Annotated in this window: 13 protein-coding genes; all 13 read left to right on the top strand. The window is 69.6% G+C overall.

Features of this window, described 5'->3' with window-relative positions; all coding sequences use genetic code 11:
• Nucleotides 1–196, top strand: a 196-nt coding sequence (locus QM572_RS05435; RefSeq protein ID WP_415090857.1) for a hypothetical protein, incomplete at its 5' end; no start/stop codon positions are given.
• 65 nt (nt 197–261) lie between these two features.
• On the top strand, nt 262–1,566 hold the full coding sequence (locus QM572_RS05430; protein ID WP_415090855.1) for an NtaA/DmoA family FMN-dependent monooxygenase: 1,305 nt from the start codon (nt 262–264) through the stop codon (nt 1,564–1,566).
• 22 nt (nt 1,567–1,588) lie between these two features.
• A complete protein-coding gene (locus QM572_RS05425; RefSeq protein ID WP_415090853.1) occupies nt 1,589–2,896 on the top strand; it encodes an NtaA/DmoA family FMN-dependent monooxygenase in 1,308 nt (435 codons plus the stop codon).
• Between the two features lie 43 nt (nt 2,897–2,939).
• The gene (locus tag QM572_RS05420) at nt 2,940–4,244 is read left to right on the top strand and encodes an NtaA/DmoA family FMN-dependent monooxygenase (RefSeq protein ID WP_415090851.1); all 1,305 of its coding nucleotides are present in this window, start codon (nt 2,940–2,942) and stop codon (nt 4,242–4,244) included.
• Between the two features lie 12 nt (nt 4,245–4,256).
• Nucleotides 4,257–5,558, top strand: a complete 1,302-nt coding sequence (locus QM572_RS05415; RefSeq protein WP_415090849.1) for an NtaA/DmoA family FMN-dependent monooxygenase — start codon at nt 4,257–4,259, stop codon at nt 5,556–5,558.
• A 166-nt stretch (nt 5,559–5,724) separates the two neighbouring features.
• Complete coding sequence (locus tag QM572_RS05410) at nt 5,725–7,026, top strand: NtaA/DmoA family FMN-dependent monooxygenase (protein WP_415090847.1); 1,302 nt, start codon at nt 5,725–5,727, stop codon at nt 7,024–7,026.
• A 15-nt stretch (nt 7,027–7,041) separates the two neighbouring features.
• The gene (locus tag QM572_RS05405; protein ID WP_415090845.1) at nt 7,042–7,947 is read left to right on the top strand and encodes an ABC transporter ATP-binding protein; all 906 of its coding nucleotides are present in this window, start codon (nt 7,042–7,044) and stop codon (nt 7,945–7,947) included.
• A 32-nt stretch (nt 7,948–7,979) separates the two neighbouring features.
• The gene (locus QM572_RS05400) at nt 7,980–8,792 is read left to right on the top strand and encodes an ABC transporter ATP-binding protein (protein WP_415090843.1); all 813 of its coding nucleotides are present in this window, start codon (nt 7,980–7,982) and stop codon (nt 8,790–8,792) included.
• Nucleotides 8,789–9,832, top strand: coding sequence for an ABC transporter permease (locus tag QM572_RS05395; protein ID WP_415090841.1), 1,044 nt, complete (start codon nt 8,789–8,791; stop codon nt 9,830–9,832). The genes QM572_RS05400 and QM572_RS05395 overlap by 4 nt, the downstream gene beginning before the upstream one ends.
• Complete coding sequence (locus tag QM572_RS05390; protein WP_415090839.1) at nt 9,832–10,671, top strand: ABC transporter permease; 840 nt, start codon at nt 9,832–9,834, stop codon at nt 10,669–10,671. Before QM572_RS05395 ends, QM572_RS05390 begins: the two co-directional genes overlap by 1 nt.
• Nucleotides 10,672–10,727: 56 nt before the next feature.
• The gene (locus QM572_RS05385; RefSeq protein WP_415090837.1) at nt 10,728–12,434 is read left to right on the top strand and encodes an ABC transporter substrate-binding protein; all 1,707 of its coding nucleotides are present in this window, start codon (nt 10,728–10,730) and stop codon (nt 12,432–12,434) included.
• A 152-nt stretch (nt 12,435–12,586) separates the two neighbouring features.
• Nucleotides 12,587–14,005 carry an MFS transporter gene (locus QM572_RS05380; RefSeq protein WP_415090835.1) on the top strand — a complete coding sequence of 473 codons (1,419 nt, stop codon included), beginning with the start codon at nt 12,587–12,589 and terminating at the stop codon, nt 14,003–14,005.
• The coding region (locus tag QM572_RS05375; protein ID WP_415090833.1) for an MFS transporter at nt 14,002–15,394 on the top strand (1,393 nt) is incomplete at its 3' end. The genes QM572_RS05380 and QM572_RS05375, both read left to right, overlap by 4 nt.

Below are 15,394 nucleotides of genomic sequence, written 5' to 3'. Positions count from 1 at the left end.
CGCCGACGCGCTCGCGAGCGCGACCGACCTGTTCCTCGACGGCGTGGCCCTGGTCGCGACCTCCGCCACGGCCGCCGACATCACGGCCGCCCTCGCCGACGGCGCCGGGCCGGCGCCCGGTGGGCCGGGGGAGACGGGGGAGACCCTGGCCGCGCGTCTCGGCCTCGAGCTCGTCCTCGGCGGTCTCGTCCCGTGACGTAGCCCTCCCAGCCCACCCCCTGACCAGCGTTCCCGCCCCTCACGGCCCGCGAAAGGACCACCGTGGCCAAGCCCTTCCATCTCGCGATGTTCACCTCCTTCAACATGCCCGCCTGGCGCGGCCCCTGGGCCGGCGAGGCCGCCGACGACTGGTGGACGGGCGACTACCACATCTCGCTGATCAAGCAGATGGAGCGGGCGGGCTTCGACTTCATCATGTTCGAGGACTCGACGTACGTCGGGGAGCACTACGGCGGCAGCACCGAGGTCAGCCTCAAGCACCCCTTGGGCGTGCCGAAGATGGACCCCTTCCCGCTGCTGCCGATCCTGGCGCGCGAGACCAAGCACATCGGCCTGATCGCGACCGGCTCCTCGACCTTCTACCCGCCGTACATCCTGGCGCGCGTGATGGCCACGATGGACCACCTCACCGGCGGACGGGTCGGCTGGAACGTCGTGACCTCCTCGGAGGACATCGCCGCGCAGAACTACGGCATCGACAAGCTGCTCGACCACGACGAGCGCTACGACATGGCCGACGAGTTCGTCGAGGTCGTCAAGGCGCTGTGGGACTCCTGGGAGCCGGACGCGATCGTGCAGGACCGCGAGAACGGCGTCTGGGGCGACCACACCAAGGTGCACACCATCGACCACGTCGGGACGTACTTCAAGGTCCGGGGGCCGCTGAACTTCCCGGCCGGGCCGCAGGGCCACCCGGTCATCTGCCAGGCCGGTGGCTCGGAGAAGGGGCGCGCGCTCGCGGCCAAGCACGCCAACGCCATCGTCGCGACCAACCCGCGGGTGGAGTACCTCACCGAGTACCGCGCCGACATCCGGGCGCGGGCCGAGGCCTACGGCCGCGACCCCGACGAGGTGAAGGTGCTGTTCCAGGTGTCGCCCGTCCTCGCCGAGACCGACGAGGCGGCGAAGGAGCTCTACGAGCAGCGCTTCGAGCTGCGCGACCCGCTCCAGGCCGAGCGCACCCTCGCGGGCATCTCCGGCACCACCGAGATCGACTTCAGCCAGTTCGACCTCGACGAGCCCTTCCCGCAGGACCTCACGACCAACGGCCACCAGTCGATCCTCGACGACTGGATGCGGCGCAACAAGGGCAAGACCCTCCGCCAGGCCATCTCCGAGCGGACCCAGTTCGGACCGCCGCTCTACGGCACGAACGCGACGGTCGCCGACCAGCTCGAGGCGATCGCCGACGCGACCGGCGGCGACGGCTTCCTCTTCATGTTCCCCACCACCCGCCGCTACATCGACGAGGTCTGCTCGGGCCTCGCCCCCGAGCTCCGCCGCCGCGGGCTGATCCGCGAGGACTACCCGCACGCCACCTTCAAGGAGAACCTGCTCGCCTTCTGAGGCGCCGGCAGTAGGAGACGCCATGGCTAAGCCCTTCCACCTCGCCTGGTTCACCTCGTTCAACCCGCCCGCGTGGCGCAGCCCCTGGGGCGGCGTCTCGGGTGAGGAGTGGATGACCGGCGAGTACCACATCTCGATGATCAAGCAGATGGAGCGAGCGGGCTTCGACTTCATCATGTTCGAGGACTCGACGATGGTCTCCGACGCGATGGGCGGGACCGAGGAGCTGGACCTCAAGCACGGCCTGCACTCGCCGAAGCTGGACCCCTTCCCGATGCTGCCCATCCTGGCGCGGGAGACCAAGCACATCGGCCTGATCGCGACCGGGTCGACCTCCTTCTACCCGCCCTTCATCCTCGCCCGGGTGATGGCCACGATGGACCACCTGACCCGCGGCCGCGTCGGCTGGAACGTCGTCACCTCCTCGGAGGACATCGCCGCGCAGAACTACGGCATCGACCAGCTGCTGCCCCACGACGAGCGCTACGACATGGCCGAGGAGCACGTCGAGGTCGTGAAGAGGCTCTGGGAGTCCTGGGAGCCCGACGCGATCGTGATGGACCGGGAGACCGGCCACTACGCCGACCACACCAAGGTGCACCGGCTCGACCACGTCGGGAAGTACTTCAAGGTCCGCGGGCCGCTCAACATGCCGCCGGGGCCGCAGGGCGTGCTGCCCATCTGCCAGGCGGGCGGCTCCCCGCGGGGCCGTGACTTCGCCGCCAAGCACGCCAACGCGATCGTCGTGACCCAGCCGATCGTGTCGAAGATGAAGGAGTACCGCGAGGACATCCGTGCCCGCGCGGAGAGGTTCGGCCGCGACCCCGACGACATCAAGGTGCTCTTCCACCTCTCCCCGGTCATCGGGGAGACCGAGGAGGAGGCCCGGGAGCAGCACCACCGGCTCTTCGGCATGGAGGACCCGCTCGCGATCGAGAAGGTCCTCGCGATGACGGCCGCGGTCACCGAGATCGACTTCTCGGCGTACGACCTCGACGCCCCCTTCCCGCAGGACCTCACGACCAACGGCCACCAGTCGGTGCTGCAGGACCTGATGGACCGCAACAAGGGGAAGACCCTGCGGCAGTCGCTCTCCGAGCGCGCCCAGCTCGGGCCCCAGGTCATCGGCACCCCGACGTCGGTGGCCGACCAGATGGAGGCGCTGATGGAGGAGGTCGGCGGCGACGGGTTCCTGCTGCTCGCCGCTCCCCACACCCGCCGCTACATCGACGCCGTCTGCTCCGGCGTCGCGCCCGAGCTGCAGCGCCGGGGCCTGGTGCGGACGTCGTACCCGCACCAGACGCTCAAGGAGAACCTGCTCGCCTTCTGACGGCCAGGTCCGCCGCACCATCCTCAACGAAAGGTCATCGACAATGAGTGCCAATCCCTTCCACCTCGCCTGGTTCGGCGCCGGCGGCTACGGCGTGAAGTCGTGGGGCAAGACGTGGTCCGGCGGCGGCGGAGGCGAGGACTGGGCCAACCCGCAGCTGTGGATCGACCTGTCGCAGGCGCTGGAGCGGGCGAGGTTCGACTTCATCATCATCGAGGACTCCTCCTACGTGCCCGACGCGTACGGCGGGACGTTCGAGGCCTACGTGAAGTCGGCGACCGCGACGCCCAAGATGGATCCCACGGTCCTGGCGCCGTTGATGAGCTTCTTCACCGAGAAGATCGGCATCGTGCCGACGCTGTCGGTCAGCGAGTACCACCCCTACCTGCTCGCCCGGAAGATCAACACCCTCGACCACATGTCGCGGGGCCGCACCGGCTGGAACATCGTCACCGGCTCCAACGACGCCGGGGCGCAGAACTTCGGGTACCCGGGGCACAAGCCCCACGACGAGCGCTACGACGTGGCCGAGGAGTTCTTCGACCTGGCCTGCCGGCTGTGGACCTCCTGGGAGCCCGACGCGGTGGTCCTCGACGAGGCCACCCAGACGTGGGGGGACTTCACGAAGGTCCACACCGTCGACTTCGAGGGGAGGTACTTCTCCTCCCGTGGTCCGCTCAACGCGCCGCAGTCGCCGCAGGGCCTGCCGACGTTCGTCCAGGCCGGGGGGTCCCCGCGCGGCAAGCAGTTCGCCTCGCGGGCGGCCAACGCGATCATCTCCGGCGTCGAGGGCGGCGTGGAGGCGATGAAGAGGTTCCGGGCGGACATCAAGGAGCAGGCCAAGGGCCACGGCCGCAACCCCGACGACGCCAAGGTCCTCTTCCTGGTCTCCCCGGTCGTCGGCGAGACCGACGAGGAGGCTCGCGAGAAGCGCGAGCGGCAGAAGGCCTTCGCCGTCGAGCACCCCGAGCTCTCCCTGCTCCACCTGTCCCGGCACTCGATGATCGACTTCTCCACGTGGGACCTCGACGAGGTGATCCCCGAGGGCACGACCACCAACGGCCACCAGCAGATGATGGCCCAGGCCGTCGGCCGGACGCCGCGCCAGATCGCGAACGACGGGCTCGGGGCGATGGAGTTCGTCGGCTCGCCCGCGACCGTGGCGGCGCAGATGGACGAGGTCATGCAGGAGGTCGGCGGCGACGGCTTCCTCTTCGCCAACTTTGACCTCAACCGGCGCTACATCAGCGAGATCGCCGACGGCCTGGCGCCCGCACTCCAGAGGCGGGGCCTGACCCGGCAGGAGTACAGCTTCGACCAGTTCCGCGACAACCTCCTTGAGTTCTGAGGAGGCGCGACCATGGGAGCAGACCCCTTCCACCTCGTCTGGTTCGGCGCCGACGGCTTCAGCGTGAAGTCGTGGGCCACGACGTGGGCCGGCCGGGGCGGCACCGACTGGACCAGCCCGCAGCTGTGGATCGACCTCGCCCGGGCGCTCGAGCGGGCGAAGTTCGACTTCATCATCATCGAGGACTCCTCCTACGTCCCCGACACCTACGGCGGCAGCTTCGAGGCCTACGTGAAGTCCGCCACGGCCACCCCGAAGATGGACCCGACCGTGCTGGCGCCGTTGATGAGCTTCTTCACCGAGAAGATCGGCATCGTCCCCACCCTGTCGGTCAGCGAGTACCACCCCTACCTCCTGGCGAGGAAGATCAACACCCTCGACCACATGTCGCGGGGCCGCACCGGCTGGAACATCGTCACCGGCTCCAACGACGCGGGCGCCCAGAACTTCGGCTACCCAGGCCACCGCCAGCACGACGAGCGCTACGACGTGGCCGACGAGTTCTTCGACCTGGCCTGCCGGCTGTGGACCTCCTGGGAGCCCGATGCCGTCGTCCTCGACGAGGAGACCCAGACCTGGGCCGACCACACGAAGGTCCACACCGTCGACTTCGAGGGGAGGTACTTCTCCTCCCGCGGTCCGCTCAACGCGCCCCAGTCGCCGCAGGGACTCCCCACCTTCGTCCAGGCCGGCGGCTCGCCCCGCGGCAAGCGATTCGGGGCCCGCGCCGCCAACGCCGTCATCTGCGGTGTCGAGGGCGGCCCCGAGGCGATGAAGGCCTTCCGCGACGACGTACGCCGGCTCGCGGCCGAACAGGGCAGGAACCCCGACGACGCCAAGGTGCTCTTCCTGGTCTCCCCGGTCGTGTCCGAGACCGACGCCGAGGCCCGGGACAAGCGCGAGCGGCAGAAGGCCTTCGCCCTCGAGCACCCCGAGCTGTCGCTGCTGCACTTCTCACGGCACTCGATGATCGACTTTTCGCAATGGGGGCTCGACGAGGTGATCCCCGAGGGGACGACCACCAACGGCCATCAGCAGTCGATGGCGCAGGCGATCGGCAAGACCCCGCGCCAGGTGATCGCGCACGGTCTGGGGGCGATGGAGTTCGTCGGCTCGCCGGACACGGTCTCGGCGCAGATGGACGAGGTCATGCAGGAGGTCGGCGGCGACGGCTTCCTGATCGCCAACCGCGACCTCAACCGGCGCTACATCAGCGAGATCGCCGACGGCCTGGCGCCCGCACTGCGGAAGCGGGGCCTGACCCGGCAGGAGTACAGCTTCGACCAGTTCCGGGACAACCTGCTCGAGTTCTGACGCAGGCCGTTCCAGGACGGCTCTCCCGCGGGACGAGGGTGTCGCGCGTTACCGCGGAAACAGCGGCGCAATCAAACCCTTACGCCGGGACGCAAAGCCTCGTTACTCCGCCTTCCTACCTTGAATCCGCCCGCTCATGGACCACCGATCGGAAAGGCAGCCGCCGATGTCAGCGAACCCGTTCCACCTCGCCCTCTTCGGAGCCGGAGGCTTCGGCGTGAAGTCGTGGGGCAGGACGTGGTCGGGTCGCGGCGGCGTCGACTGGTGGGACCCGCAGCTGTGGATCGACGTCGCCCGGGCGCTGGAGCGGGCGAGGTTCGACTTCATCATCATCGAGGACTCCTCCTACGTGCCCGACGCCTATGGCAGCTCCTTCGAGGCCTACGTGAAGTCGGCGACGGCCACCCCGAAGATGGACCCGAGCGTCCTGGCGCCGCTGATGAACTGGCACACCCGGAACATCGGCATCGTCCCCACGCTCTCGGTCACGGAGTACCACCCCTACCTCCTCGCCCGGACGATCAACACCCTCGACCACATGTCGCAGGGCCGCACCGGCTGGAACATCGTCACCGGCTCCTCGCATCGCTCGGCGCAGAACTTCGGCCTCGACGAGCAGATCGAGCACGACGAGCGCTACGACATCGCCGAGGAGTTCTTCGACCTCGCCTGCAGGCTCTGGACCTCGTGGGACGAGGACGCCGTGCTGCTGGACGAGGCGACCCAGACGTGGGCGGACTACCGCAAGGTGCACACGGTCGACTTCGTCGGGAAGTACTTCTCCTCGCGCGGCCCCCTGAACGCGCCCCAGTCGCCGCAGGGCCTGCCCGCCTTCGTCCAGGCCGGCGGCTCGCCGCGCGGCAAGCAGTTCGCCTCGCGGGCGGCCAACGCGATCATCTCCGGGGTCCGCACCGGCGTGGACGGGATGAAGGCGTTCCGCGAGGACATCCGGCGGCTCGCGATCGAGCACGGCCGCAACCCCGACGACGCCAAGGTCCTCTTCGTCATCTCCCCCGTCCTCGGCGAGACCGACGAGGAGGCCCGCGACAAGCACCGCCGGCAGCGCGACTTCGCCGAGGCCCACCCCGAGCTCTCCCTGCTGCACCTGTCGCGTCACTCCGGCATCGACTTCGCCCAGTGGGACATGGACGAGGTCATCCCCGAGGGCACGACGACCAACGGCCATCAGCAGATGATCGCCCAGGCCATCGGGAAGACGCCGCGCCAGATCGCGCGCCAGGAGTTCGGCGGCATGGAGTTCGTCGGCACTCCGGACACCGTGGCGGCGCAGATGGACGAGGTCATGCAGGAGGTCGGCGGCGACGGCTTCCTCTTCGCCAACTTCGACCTCAACCGGCGGTGGATCAGCGAGATCGCCGACGGGCTCGTGCCGGCTCTGCAGAGGAGGGGCCTCACCCGCACCGCCTACAGCTTCGACCACTTCCGCGACAACCTTCTCGAGTTCTGATCAAAGGGGCTTCCCATGAGTGACGACACCGCAGCACTGCTGGCCATCAAGAACGCGTCCGTTCACTACGCCGGGCCCAAGGGCACGACCATCCCGGCGGTCAAGGGGGCGAGCTTCAGCATCGCTCGGGGCGAGCACGTCGCCGTCGTCGGTGAGTCGGGCTCCGGCAAGACCACGCTGGCGCTGGCCATCGCCGGCCTGCTCACCGCCGTCGGCGCGACGACGGAGTTCGAGGAGTTCGCCTTCGACGGCAAGCCCGTACGCCGAGGCAGGATCGCCCCGATCCCGCGGCGCACCCCCGGCATGTCCATGGTCTTCCAGAACGCGATGACCTCGCTGGACCCGGTCGCCACCGTCGGCTCGCAGTTCGTCGACGTCATGCGCGGCCTGTCGAAGGTCAGTCGCAAGGAGGCCCGCGCCAAGGCGGCCGAGTGGCTGGTCAGCGTCGGCCTCAAGGACACCGACCGGGTCCTCAAGCTCCGGCCCTACGAGCTCTCCGGCGGCATGCGGCAGCGCGTCATGCTCGCGCTGGCGATGTGCTCCAGGCCGAAGCTCCTCCTCGCCGACGAGCCGACCAGCGCGCTCGACGCCTCGGTCTCCCGCGACGTCATGGACCTGCTCCGCTCCATGACCGAGGACACCGGCGCGAGCCTCTTGATCGTCACCCACGACATCGACCTGGTCCGGATGTACGTCGACAAGGTCGTGGTGATGTATCACGGCGAGGTCGTCGACGTCTGCGACGCCGACCGGATCGAGGAGCAGGCCCAGCACCCCTACACGCTGGCCCTCACCCGCTGTGTCCCCACGCTCGATGCCGTCCACCTCGACCGGCTGCCGACCCTCGACGACGCGATGCTGGCCGGCTTCGGCCTGGTCACCACCGCGCGCGAGGACGACCAGGAGGCGGTCTCGGCATGAACACCCTCACGCCCGTACCGGAGCCCGCACCCATGCCCACACCCCCGATCGTCACCCTCCAGGCCGAGGGCCTCGCCCGCGTCTTCGGGCGGGGTCGCAGCCGCCACGTGGCGGTGCAGCCGCTCGACCTCGCCATCGACAGCCAGACGAGCCTCGGCATCGTCGGCGAGTCCGGGTCCGGGAAGTCGACCCTCTCCCGGCTCCTCGTCGGCCTCGACACGCCCACCGAGGGCGAGGTCCTCCTCGACGGCACGACGATCCGCCGCATGCTCGGCACCCCCTCCGGCATGCGCCGTTTCCGGCGTACGGTCCAGTTCGTCGCGCAGGACACCTTCTCCTCCTTCGACCCGCGGCGGAAGCTGCGCGACTCCGTGGCCACTCCGCTGCGCGTGCTCCGCGGCGTGCGGGGCGAGGAGGCGGAGCAGGAGATCCTCGACGTCCTGAGCCTGCTCAAGCTCGACCCCGCCTTCCTCGAGCGCTACCCCAGCCAGATCTCCGGCGGGCAGCGGCAGCGGTTCGCGCTGGCCCGCGCGCTCGTGGTCCGCCCCCGCATCCTGATGTGCGACGAGGTGGTCTCGGCGCTGGACGTCTCGGTCCAGGGCGCGGTGCTCAACATGATCCGGGAGTACTGCGACACCCACGCGGTCGGTCTCGGCTTCGTCTCGCACGGCCTGCCGGCGACCGCCTTCATCGCGAGCACCCTGCTGGTCATGCGCCACGGCGAGGTCGTCGAGTACGGCCCGACGGCCCAGGTGATCGACGACCCGCAGCACGAGTACACCAAGGAGCTGCTGGACGCCTACCGGCGCGGCCCCCGCCATCTCAGGACCGAGGTGGTCGCATGAGCGGTTGGCTCGCACGCAACCGCTGGTGGATCGGCCGCACGGCGGTCCTTCCGCTGCACCTCCTCGTCTTCGCGCTCGCCGCCTTCCTCATGGTGCGGCTCGTCCCCGGCGACCCGGTGCTCGCCCGCATCGACGCCTCCAACGGCTTCAGCCAGGACGACTACGACCGGATGGCGGCGGCGATGGGCCTCGACGGCTCCCTCTGGAGCCAGGCGTGGCACTTCCTCGTCGACCTGCTCCACCTCGACCTCGGCACCTCCGCGAACACCTCGCAGCCGGTCTGGGAGGAGATCATGGTGCGGCTGCCCTCCAGCCTCGAGCTGATCATGCTCGGCCTCGTCGGCGCGGTGCTCGTGACGCTCGGGCTCGCGTTCGTCTGGCTCTCGACCAGCAACCGCTACGTGCGGAAGGCGCTCGACTTCTACCGCAACCTCACCGGGGCCCTGCCGGACTTCGCCGTCGCGATCCTCGGCATCGTCGTCTTCTTCGTCATGATCCCGATCGCGCCGGCGCCGATCGGCCGACTCGACCCGGGGACCACCCAGCCCATCGTGACTCGCTTCCCGCTGCTCGACACCATGCTGACCGGCCACTTCGACCTGACCCTGCAGATGCTCGGCCACTACGCCCTGCCCGTCGGCGTGCTGGTCTTCATCCACGCCTCCGGCCTCTGGCGCCAGCTCAGCCTCGGGATCGAGGAGCAGGTGGCCGAGCCGCCGACGCTGTTCAAGATCGCGTCGGGCGCCACGCGGGCCTCGGTGATCAGGAGCGTCCTGCGTCGCTCGGCCGCCGCGTCCATCGTCACGCTGGCCAACAAGTTCGGTGCCCTGCTCGGCGGCGTGATCGTCCTGGAGCGGCTCTTCGGCTTCGGTGGGATCGGCCAGTTCTCGATCGACTCGGTCGCCACCCTCGACTTCACCGGCCTGCAGGGCGTGCTCATCGTGATCGCGGCGCTCTGCCTGGTGACGTTCTTCCTCGTCGACATCGTGAACATGCTCCTCGATCCCCGTCGTCGTCCCGGTGTGAGGGTGGATGCCTGATGAAGCTCCTGACGTTCCTCAAGCAGGTCCCGGTCGTCTCGCTGGTCTCGGCCGCACTGCTCATCTTCTTCGTCGTCTTCGGCCGGGCACTGGCGCCCCACGACCCGGAGCGGGTCGTCACCGGCGCCCTGCTCGAGCCGAGCCGTGAGTACTGGTTCGGCACCGACGCCACCGGCATGGACGTCTTCTCCCGCACCCTCGCCGGCGCCCAGATCGACATCGCGCTCGCGCTGGCGGTGACCCTCGTGGCCACCGTCGGCGGCGTGCTGCTCGGCCTGATGATGGGCTCCAACGAGTCCCGCAAGGGCGGCATCGGCTTCCTGTCTCGCGGCGTCACGCGGTTCCTGGACCTGACCGACGCCATCCCGCCCCTGGTCATCGGCGTCGTCATCGTCGGCCTCATGGGTGCCACGCTCGTCAGCCTGAGCATCGCGCTGGCCTTCATCATGATGCCGAACCAGGCGCGCCTGACCCGCGCGGAGGTGCTGAAGGTGCGCGGCGACGCGTACGTCGAGGCCGGGCTCATCGCCGGGCTGCGGCCCATCCAGGTCACGCTGCGCCACGTCCTGCCGAATTCGATCCGGCCGGCCATCGAGAACTGCTCGACGGTCTTCGGCTACTCGATCATCGTCCTCGCGTCACTCGGGTTCCTCGGTGTCGGCCTCAACCCGCCGACACCGGAGTGGGGAAACATGATCTCCTCCGGCGTGTCCGGGGTCATGCTCGGCAGCTGGTGGCCGACCTTCTTCCCCGCTCTCGCCCTCATGCTCGCGGTGATCGCGGCAGCCTCAGTGGCAGGCCTGCTCACCCGACTCAGCCGCGGACCCGCCGCCCGCTGAGCCCGTGGTGCAGCGCCGCACCGTCCCTTCGCATCGAAAGAACTGATGGAGGTTCCGTGAACAACACCGACTCGCCCTTTGGTCACCCGCCGGACGACGAGAAGAACACCGCCGGGCTGGCCCGCCGGAGCTTCCTCTTCGGCGCCCTCGGCGTGGCCGCCGCGGCGGCTCTGGCCGCCTGCTCCGACAAGTCCGGAGGCTCGGGCGGCTCCGGCAGCGGGGGATCCAAGACCGACATCGTGGTCGCGGTGTCCGCGCTCGCCGCGTCGCTCAACGGCGTACTGGACGGCAACGGCCTGAGCCTGCAGGCGTTCGAGATGAACGCCAACCTGCAGGCCGGCCTGGTGCGCAACCCCTACATCGACGGTGAGACCGCCGGCACCGTCATCCAGGACTTCAACAACTACGTCGGCTACGTCGCCGAGTCCTACACGGTCTCCGACGACGGCCTGACCTACACCTTCGTGCTCCGCAAGGACTTCAAGGACGCGATGGGCAACCCGGTCACCGCTGACGACGTCGTCTACTCCTTCGAGCGCAAGTGGGCCTCGGAGAGCTACGCCAAGGCGTCGTGGGGCGACTTCAAGGGCCCGGAGGCCGTGACGAAGGTCGACGACTACACCGTGACGATCGAGATCCCGTCGGCGGGCTTCGGCCTCACCTTCCTCGGCCTGCTCGCCAACCTCCAGGGCCACATCTACTCCAAGACCGTCCTGGACCAGAACAAGACCGCGGACGACCCCTACGCCATGACGTGGTCGGCGAAGAACGGCGGCTGGGGACTCGGGCCCTACTACATGGAGTCGCAATCGGCGGACCAGGAGATGATCCTCGTCGCGAACCCGAACTACGCCTACGGCGAGCCGTCGATCAAGAAGGTCACGCTGCGGGTGGTGCCGGATGCCGGCACCCGGGCCAGCCTGGTGAAGTCCGGCGACGTCATCCTCGCCGAGGACGTGCTGCCCAACGACCAGGCCAAGCTCGCCGAGGACGACGACCTCGTCGTGCCGGAGGTCTCCGACCCGATCGAGTACGTCGACGTGACCCTGGTCTGCAACAAGGCCCCGTTCGACGACCTCAAGGTGCGTCAGGCGTTCCAGTACGCCCTGCCGTACGAGCAGATCATCGAGGAGGTCTACGCCGGCCGTGCGGTGCCGAAGAAGGGCAACGTCAACCCGAGCACGAAGAACTTCAGCGTCGACGGCATCCAGGACATGGTCTACGACGTCGACAAGGCGAAGGCGCTCCTCGAGGAGGCCGGGAAGTCCACGGTCGACGTCACGCTGAGCGTCTCCACGGCCAATCAGGACCTGATCAACCTCTGTCTGCTGATCAAGTCCTACGCGGTGGACGCCGGCTTCAACGTCAACGTGGAGCAGCTCGCCGCCGCCGACTTCGGCACGGCCCGCCTCCAGGCGACCAAGCAGGCGATCATCTACCGCAACCGCGCCCAGGTGCAGACGCCGGAGTACTCCTGCATCACCTTCTTCAAGCCGGGCGACGACCCGTCGAGCCCCTCTCGGTGGAGCGACGATCTCAACACCCAGTTCTGGGTCGAGGTCGACGCCGCCCGCGAGCAGCCCGACCAGCTCAACGAGGAGGCCGGCAAGCACTGGACGCGAGCCCAGGAGATCCTCGTCGAGGCCGCCGCGGAGATCTTCGTCTGCGCCATCCAGCCGACGCAGGTCTTCTCCAAGAGCCTGACCGGCTGGGCCTACCGCTCGGAGAACCAGAACGACTTCGGGAACCTCGAGGTCTCCTGACGTCCCGCGGTGGGGACCGGTGACCAGGTCCCCACCGCGCCACAACTGAAGAGCATCGCCCGCACCACCCGCACGATCAGAAGGAAGTGTTTCCCACGTCAGCCCCGGCACCGGACCCCACGGACCTCACCGAACGGCCGTACCGGGATCCGGTGCACCAGCAGGAGGGGGTGCGCAATCCGTACGCGATCCTGTGGGTGACCAGCCTCGGGCTCCTCCTGCTGCTGACCAACGCGACCTCCGTCAACGTGGCCCTGCCGGAGCTGTCGCGGGACTTCGGGACCAGCACCGGCCTCTCCGACTGGTTCCTGCTCGCCTTCATGCTCTGCAACACCGCGTCGATCCTGGTCTTCGGCCGGATCTCCGACATGTTCGGGCGGCGCACCATCTACCTCGCCGGGATGTCGGTGTTCGTCGTCGCGAGCGTCGTGGCCGCGGTGGCCCCCTCGGCGGGCGTCTTCATCGCCTGCCGCGCGGTCCAGGGCGTCAGCGCCGCCACCATCGTCTCGAACTCGACCGCGATCGTCGCCGACGCCTTCCCGCCGGCCCGGCTCGCGCAGGCGATGAGCCTCAACCTGACGGCCGCGACGATCGGCAACACCATCGGGCCGGCGGTCGGCGGCCTCCTCGTCACGCACTTCGGGTGGCGCTCGGTCTTCCTGATCAACGCGCCGTTCGGCGTCGCGGCGGTCCTCTTCGGCCTCCGGCTCCTTCCACGCGGCACCGCGCACGGGAGTCGCGGACGGTTCGACCTCCCCGGAGCCGTCCTCTCCGCGCTCGGCCTCGGCCTGATGCTGTACGCCGTCAACCGGATCTCCGACGCCGGCGTCCGCGACCTCCACGTGATCGCCTGCGGCCTCGCGGGAGTGGCCCTGCTGACGCTCTTCGTGGCGGTCGAGACCCGCGTCCCCGCCCCGCTGGTCAACGTCGCCCTGGTCAACAGCCTGCCCCGGGCCGCCGCCTACGTCGCGGCCTTCTGGCAGTCCTACGCCCGCGCCGCGGCCAACGTGCTCATCGTGCTCCAGCTGCAGGTCGTCGGCGGGCGCACCGCCGCCGAGGCCGGCCTGATCCTCATGGTCATGATGCTGGCGCTGCTCGTCTCCACCATCGCCGCCGGGCGGCTGGCGCTCACCTTCACGCCACGGTCGACGTCGGCCGTCGGCGGGGCGATGCTGGTCGCCAGCCTGACCGGCTTCGCGCTGTCGGCGTCCAGCTCCTCGCTGGCGCTCGCCTCGGTCTGGCTCGTGCTCTGCGGCGGTGGCATCGGCCTCTTCACCGGGCCCAACACCACCGCGATCATGAGCGGCGTGCCGGCGGAGCACCGGACGGTCGCCAACGCGATCAGGTCGATGCTCTTCAACTCCGCCCAGGCGGTGGCCACGGCCGTCAGCCTGCTGGTGGTCGCCTCGTCGGGGATCTCCGACTACGCCGTCCACAGCTCCAGCCCCGAGGTGGTCCGGGCCTTCGCGATCGCCTTCTGGATCGGGGCCGCGGGCGCCGCGGTCTCGATGGTCTGCGCGGTCGTGCGCGGTGGTCCTTGGCGGACCGACCGGTCCGGTGAGCGCGTGTGACCGTTCTCGACGCCGGCGTGGAACGCCGGTCGCGCCGCCGCGCCGAGATCGGCGTGGTGGTCACCTGCGGCCTCACCAACCTGCTCGTCTGGGGCACCGTCGCGGCCTTCAACGTCGCCCTGCCCGCGATGAGCACCGACCTCGACGGCGGGATCGGCACCGCCTCCTGGATGGTCCTCGGCTTCGTGATGGCCAACAGCTCGGCCACGCTGGTGTTCTCCAAGCTGAGCGACGAGTGGGGCCGTCGGTGGTTCTACTTCGGCGGCCTCCTCGTCTTCGTCGCCGCGGCGGTGCTCGGCGCGCTCGTGGAGAGCGAGGCCGTCCTCATCGGTCTGCGGATCCTGCAGGGCCTCGCCGCCGCGAGCTCGATCAGCAACTCCTCGGCTGTCATCACCGACGTCTTCCCGCCCGAGCGGCTCCCGGTCGCCCTGGGCGCCTTCATGGCCATGAACGGCGTGGCGGCCCTGGCCGGGCCCGTCATCGGGGGCGTGCTGATCGACCACTTCGGCTGGCGCTCGATCTTCTGGTTCTCGGCCGTCGTGGGGCTTCTCACGGTCGCCGTCGGATGGGACGGGCTCAAGCAGGTCCACGCGCCCGGCGTACGCCGCTTCGCCTTCGACGTGCCCGGCGCCATCACGTCGGTCGGCGGCCTCGGCTGCCTCATCTACGCGGTCCAGCTCGTCGGCGACCCGGACCGCAACACGCTCCTCGCCGGCTGCCTGGGCGGCGTCGCGGCGCTGCTGCTCGCCGCGCTGGTCGTGGTCGAGCGCGCCAGCAGGCATCCGCTGGTCGACCTCGCGGTCGTCGCGGGCGCCCGGGGTGTGGTCTACGGCGCGTCCTTCCTGGCCTCGATGGCGGCGAACGGCTCCATCGTCCTCGCCACGCTCTACCTCCAGGTGATGGAGGGCGCCTCGGCGGCGGCCGCGGGGGCGTTCCTGCTGCCGATGGGACTGGCGCTGCTGGTGGGCCCGCCGCTGGCCGGCACGATGCAGCGGTGGGTCGGCGTCCGCACGGTCACGACCGTGGGCTCGCTGACGATGGGCGGAGGCACGGCCCTCCTCGCGCTGGCGTTCGCCCTGTCCGCGCCGCACGCGGCGATGTGGCCGATGACCGCGGCGATCGGCCTCGGCCAGGGGATCTTCCAGGCGGGCGTCAGCGCCCGCACCATGAACGGCGTCGCCCCCAACCGGCGTGGTGTGGCCAACGGCGTCCGGACCACGCTCATCAACGGGAGCAACGGCGTGTCCACGGCGCTGGTCATCGCGTCGATCACGCTCATGGCCGGACCGCGGGCGATCGCCCACACCGACCCCGTCGGCGCCCGGCCCGCCTTCGTCGTCGCGGCCGCGGTGCTCGCCGCCGCGGCCCTCGGCGCCGCTGCCGCCTCGG

This window comes from Nocardioides sp., from assembly GCF_047607365.1.
Classification (GTDB): Bacteria; Actinomycetota; Actinomycetes; order Propionibacteriales; family Nocardioidaceae; genus Nocardioides.
The sequence above is the reverse complement of the archived record's forward strand: the minus strand, read 5'-3'. Positions and strand labels throughout refer to the sequence as shown.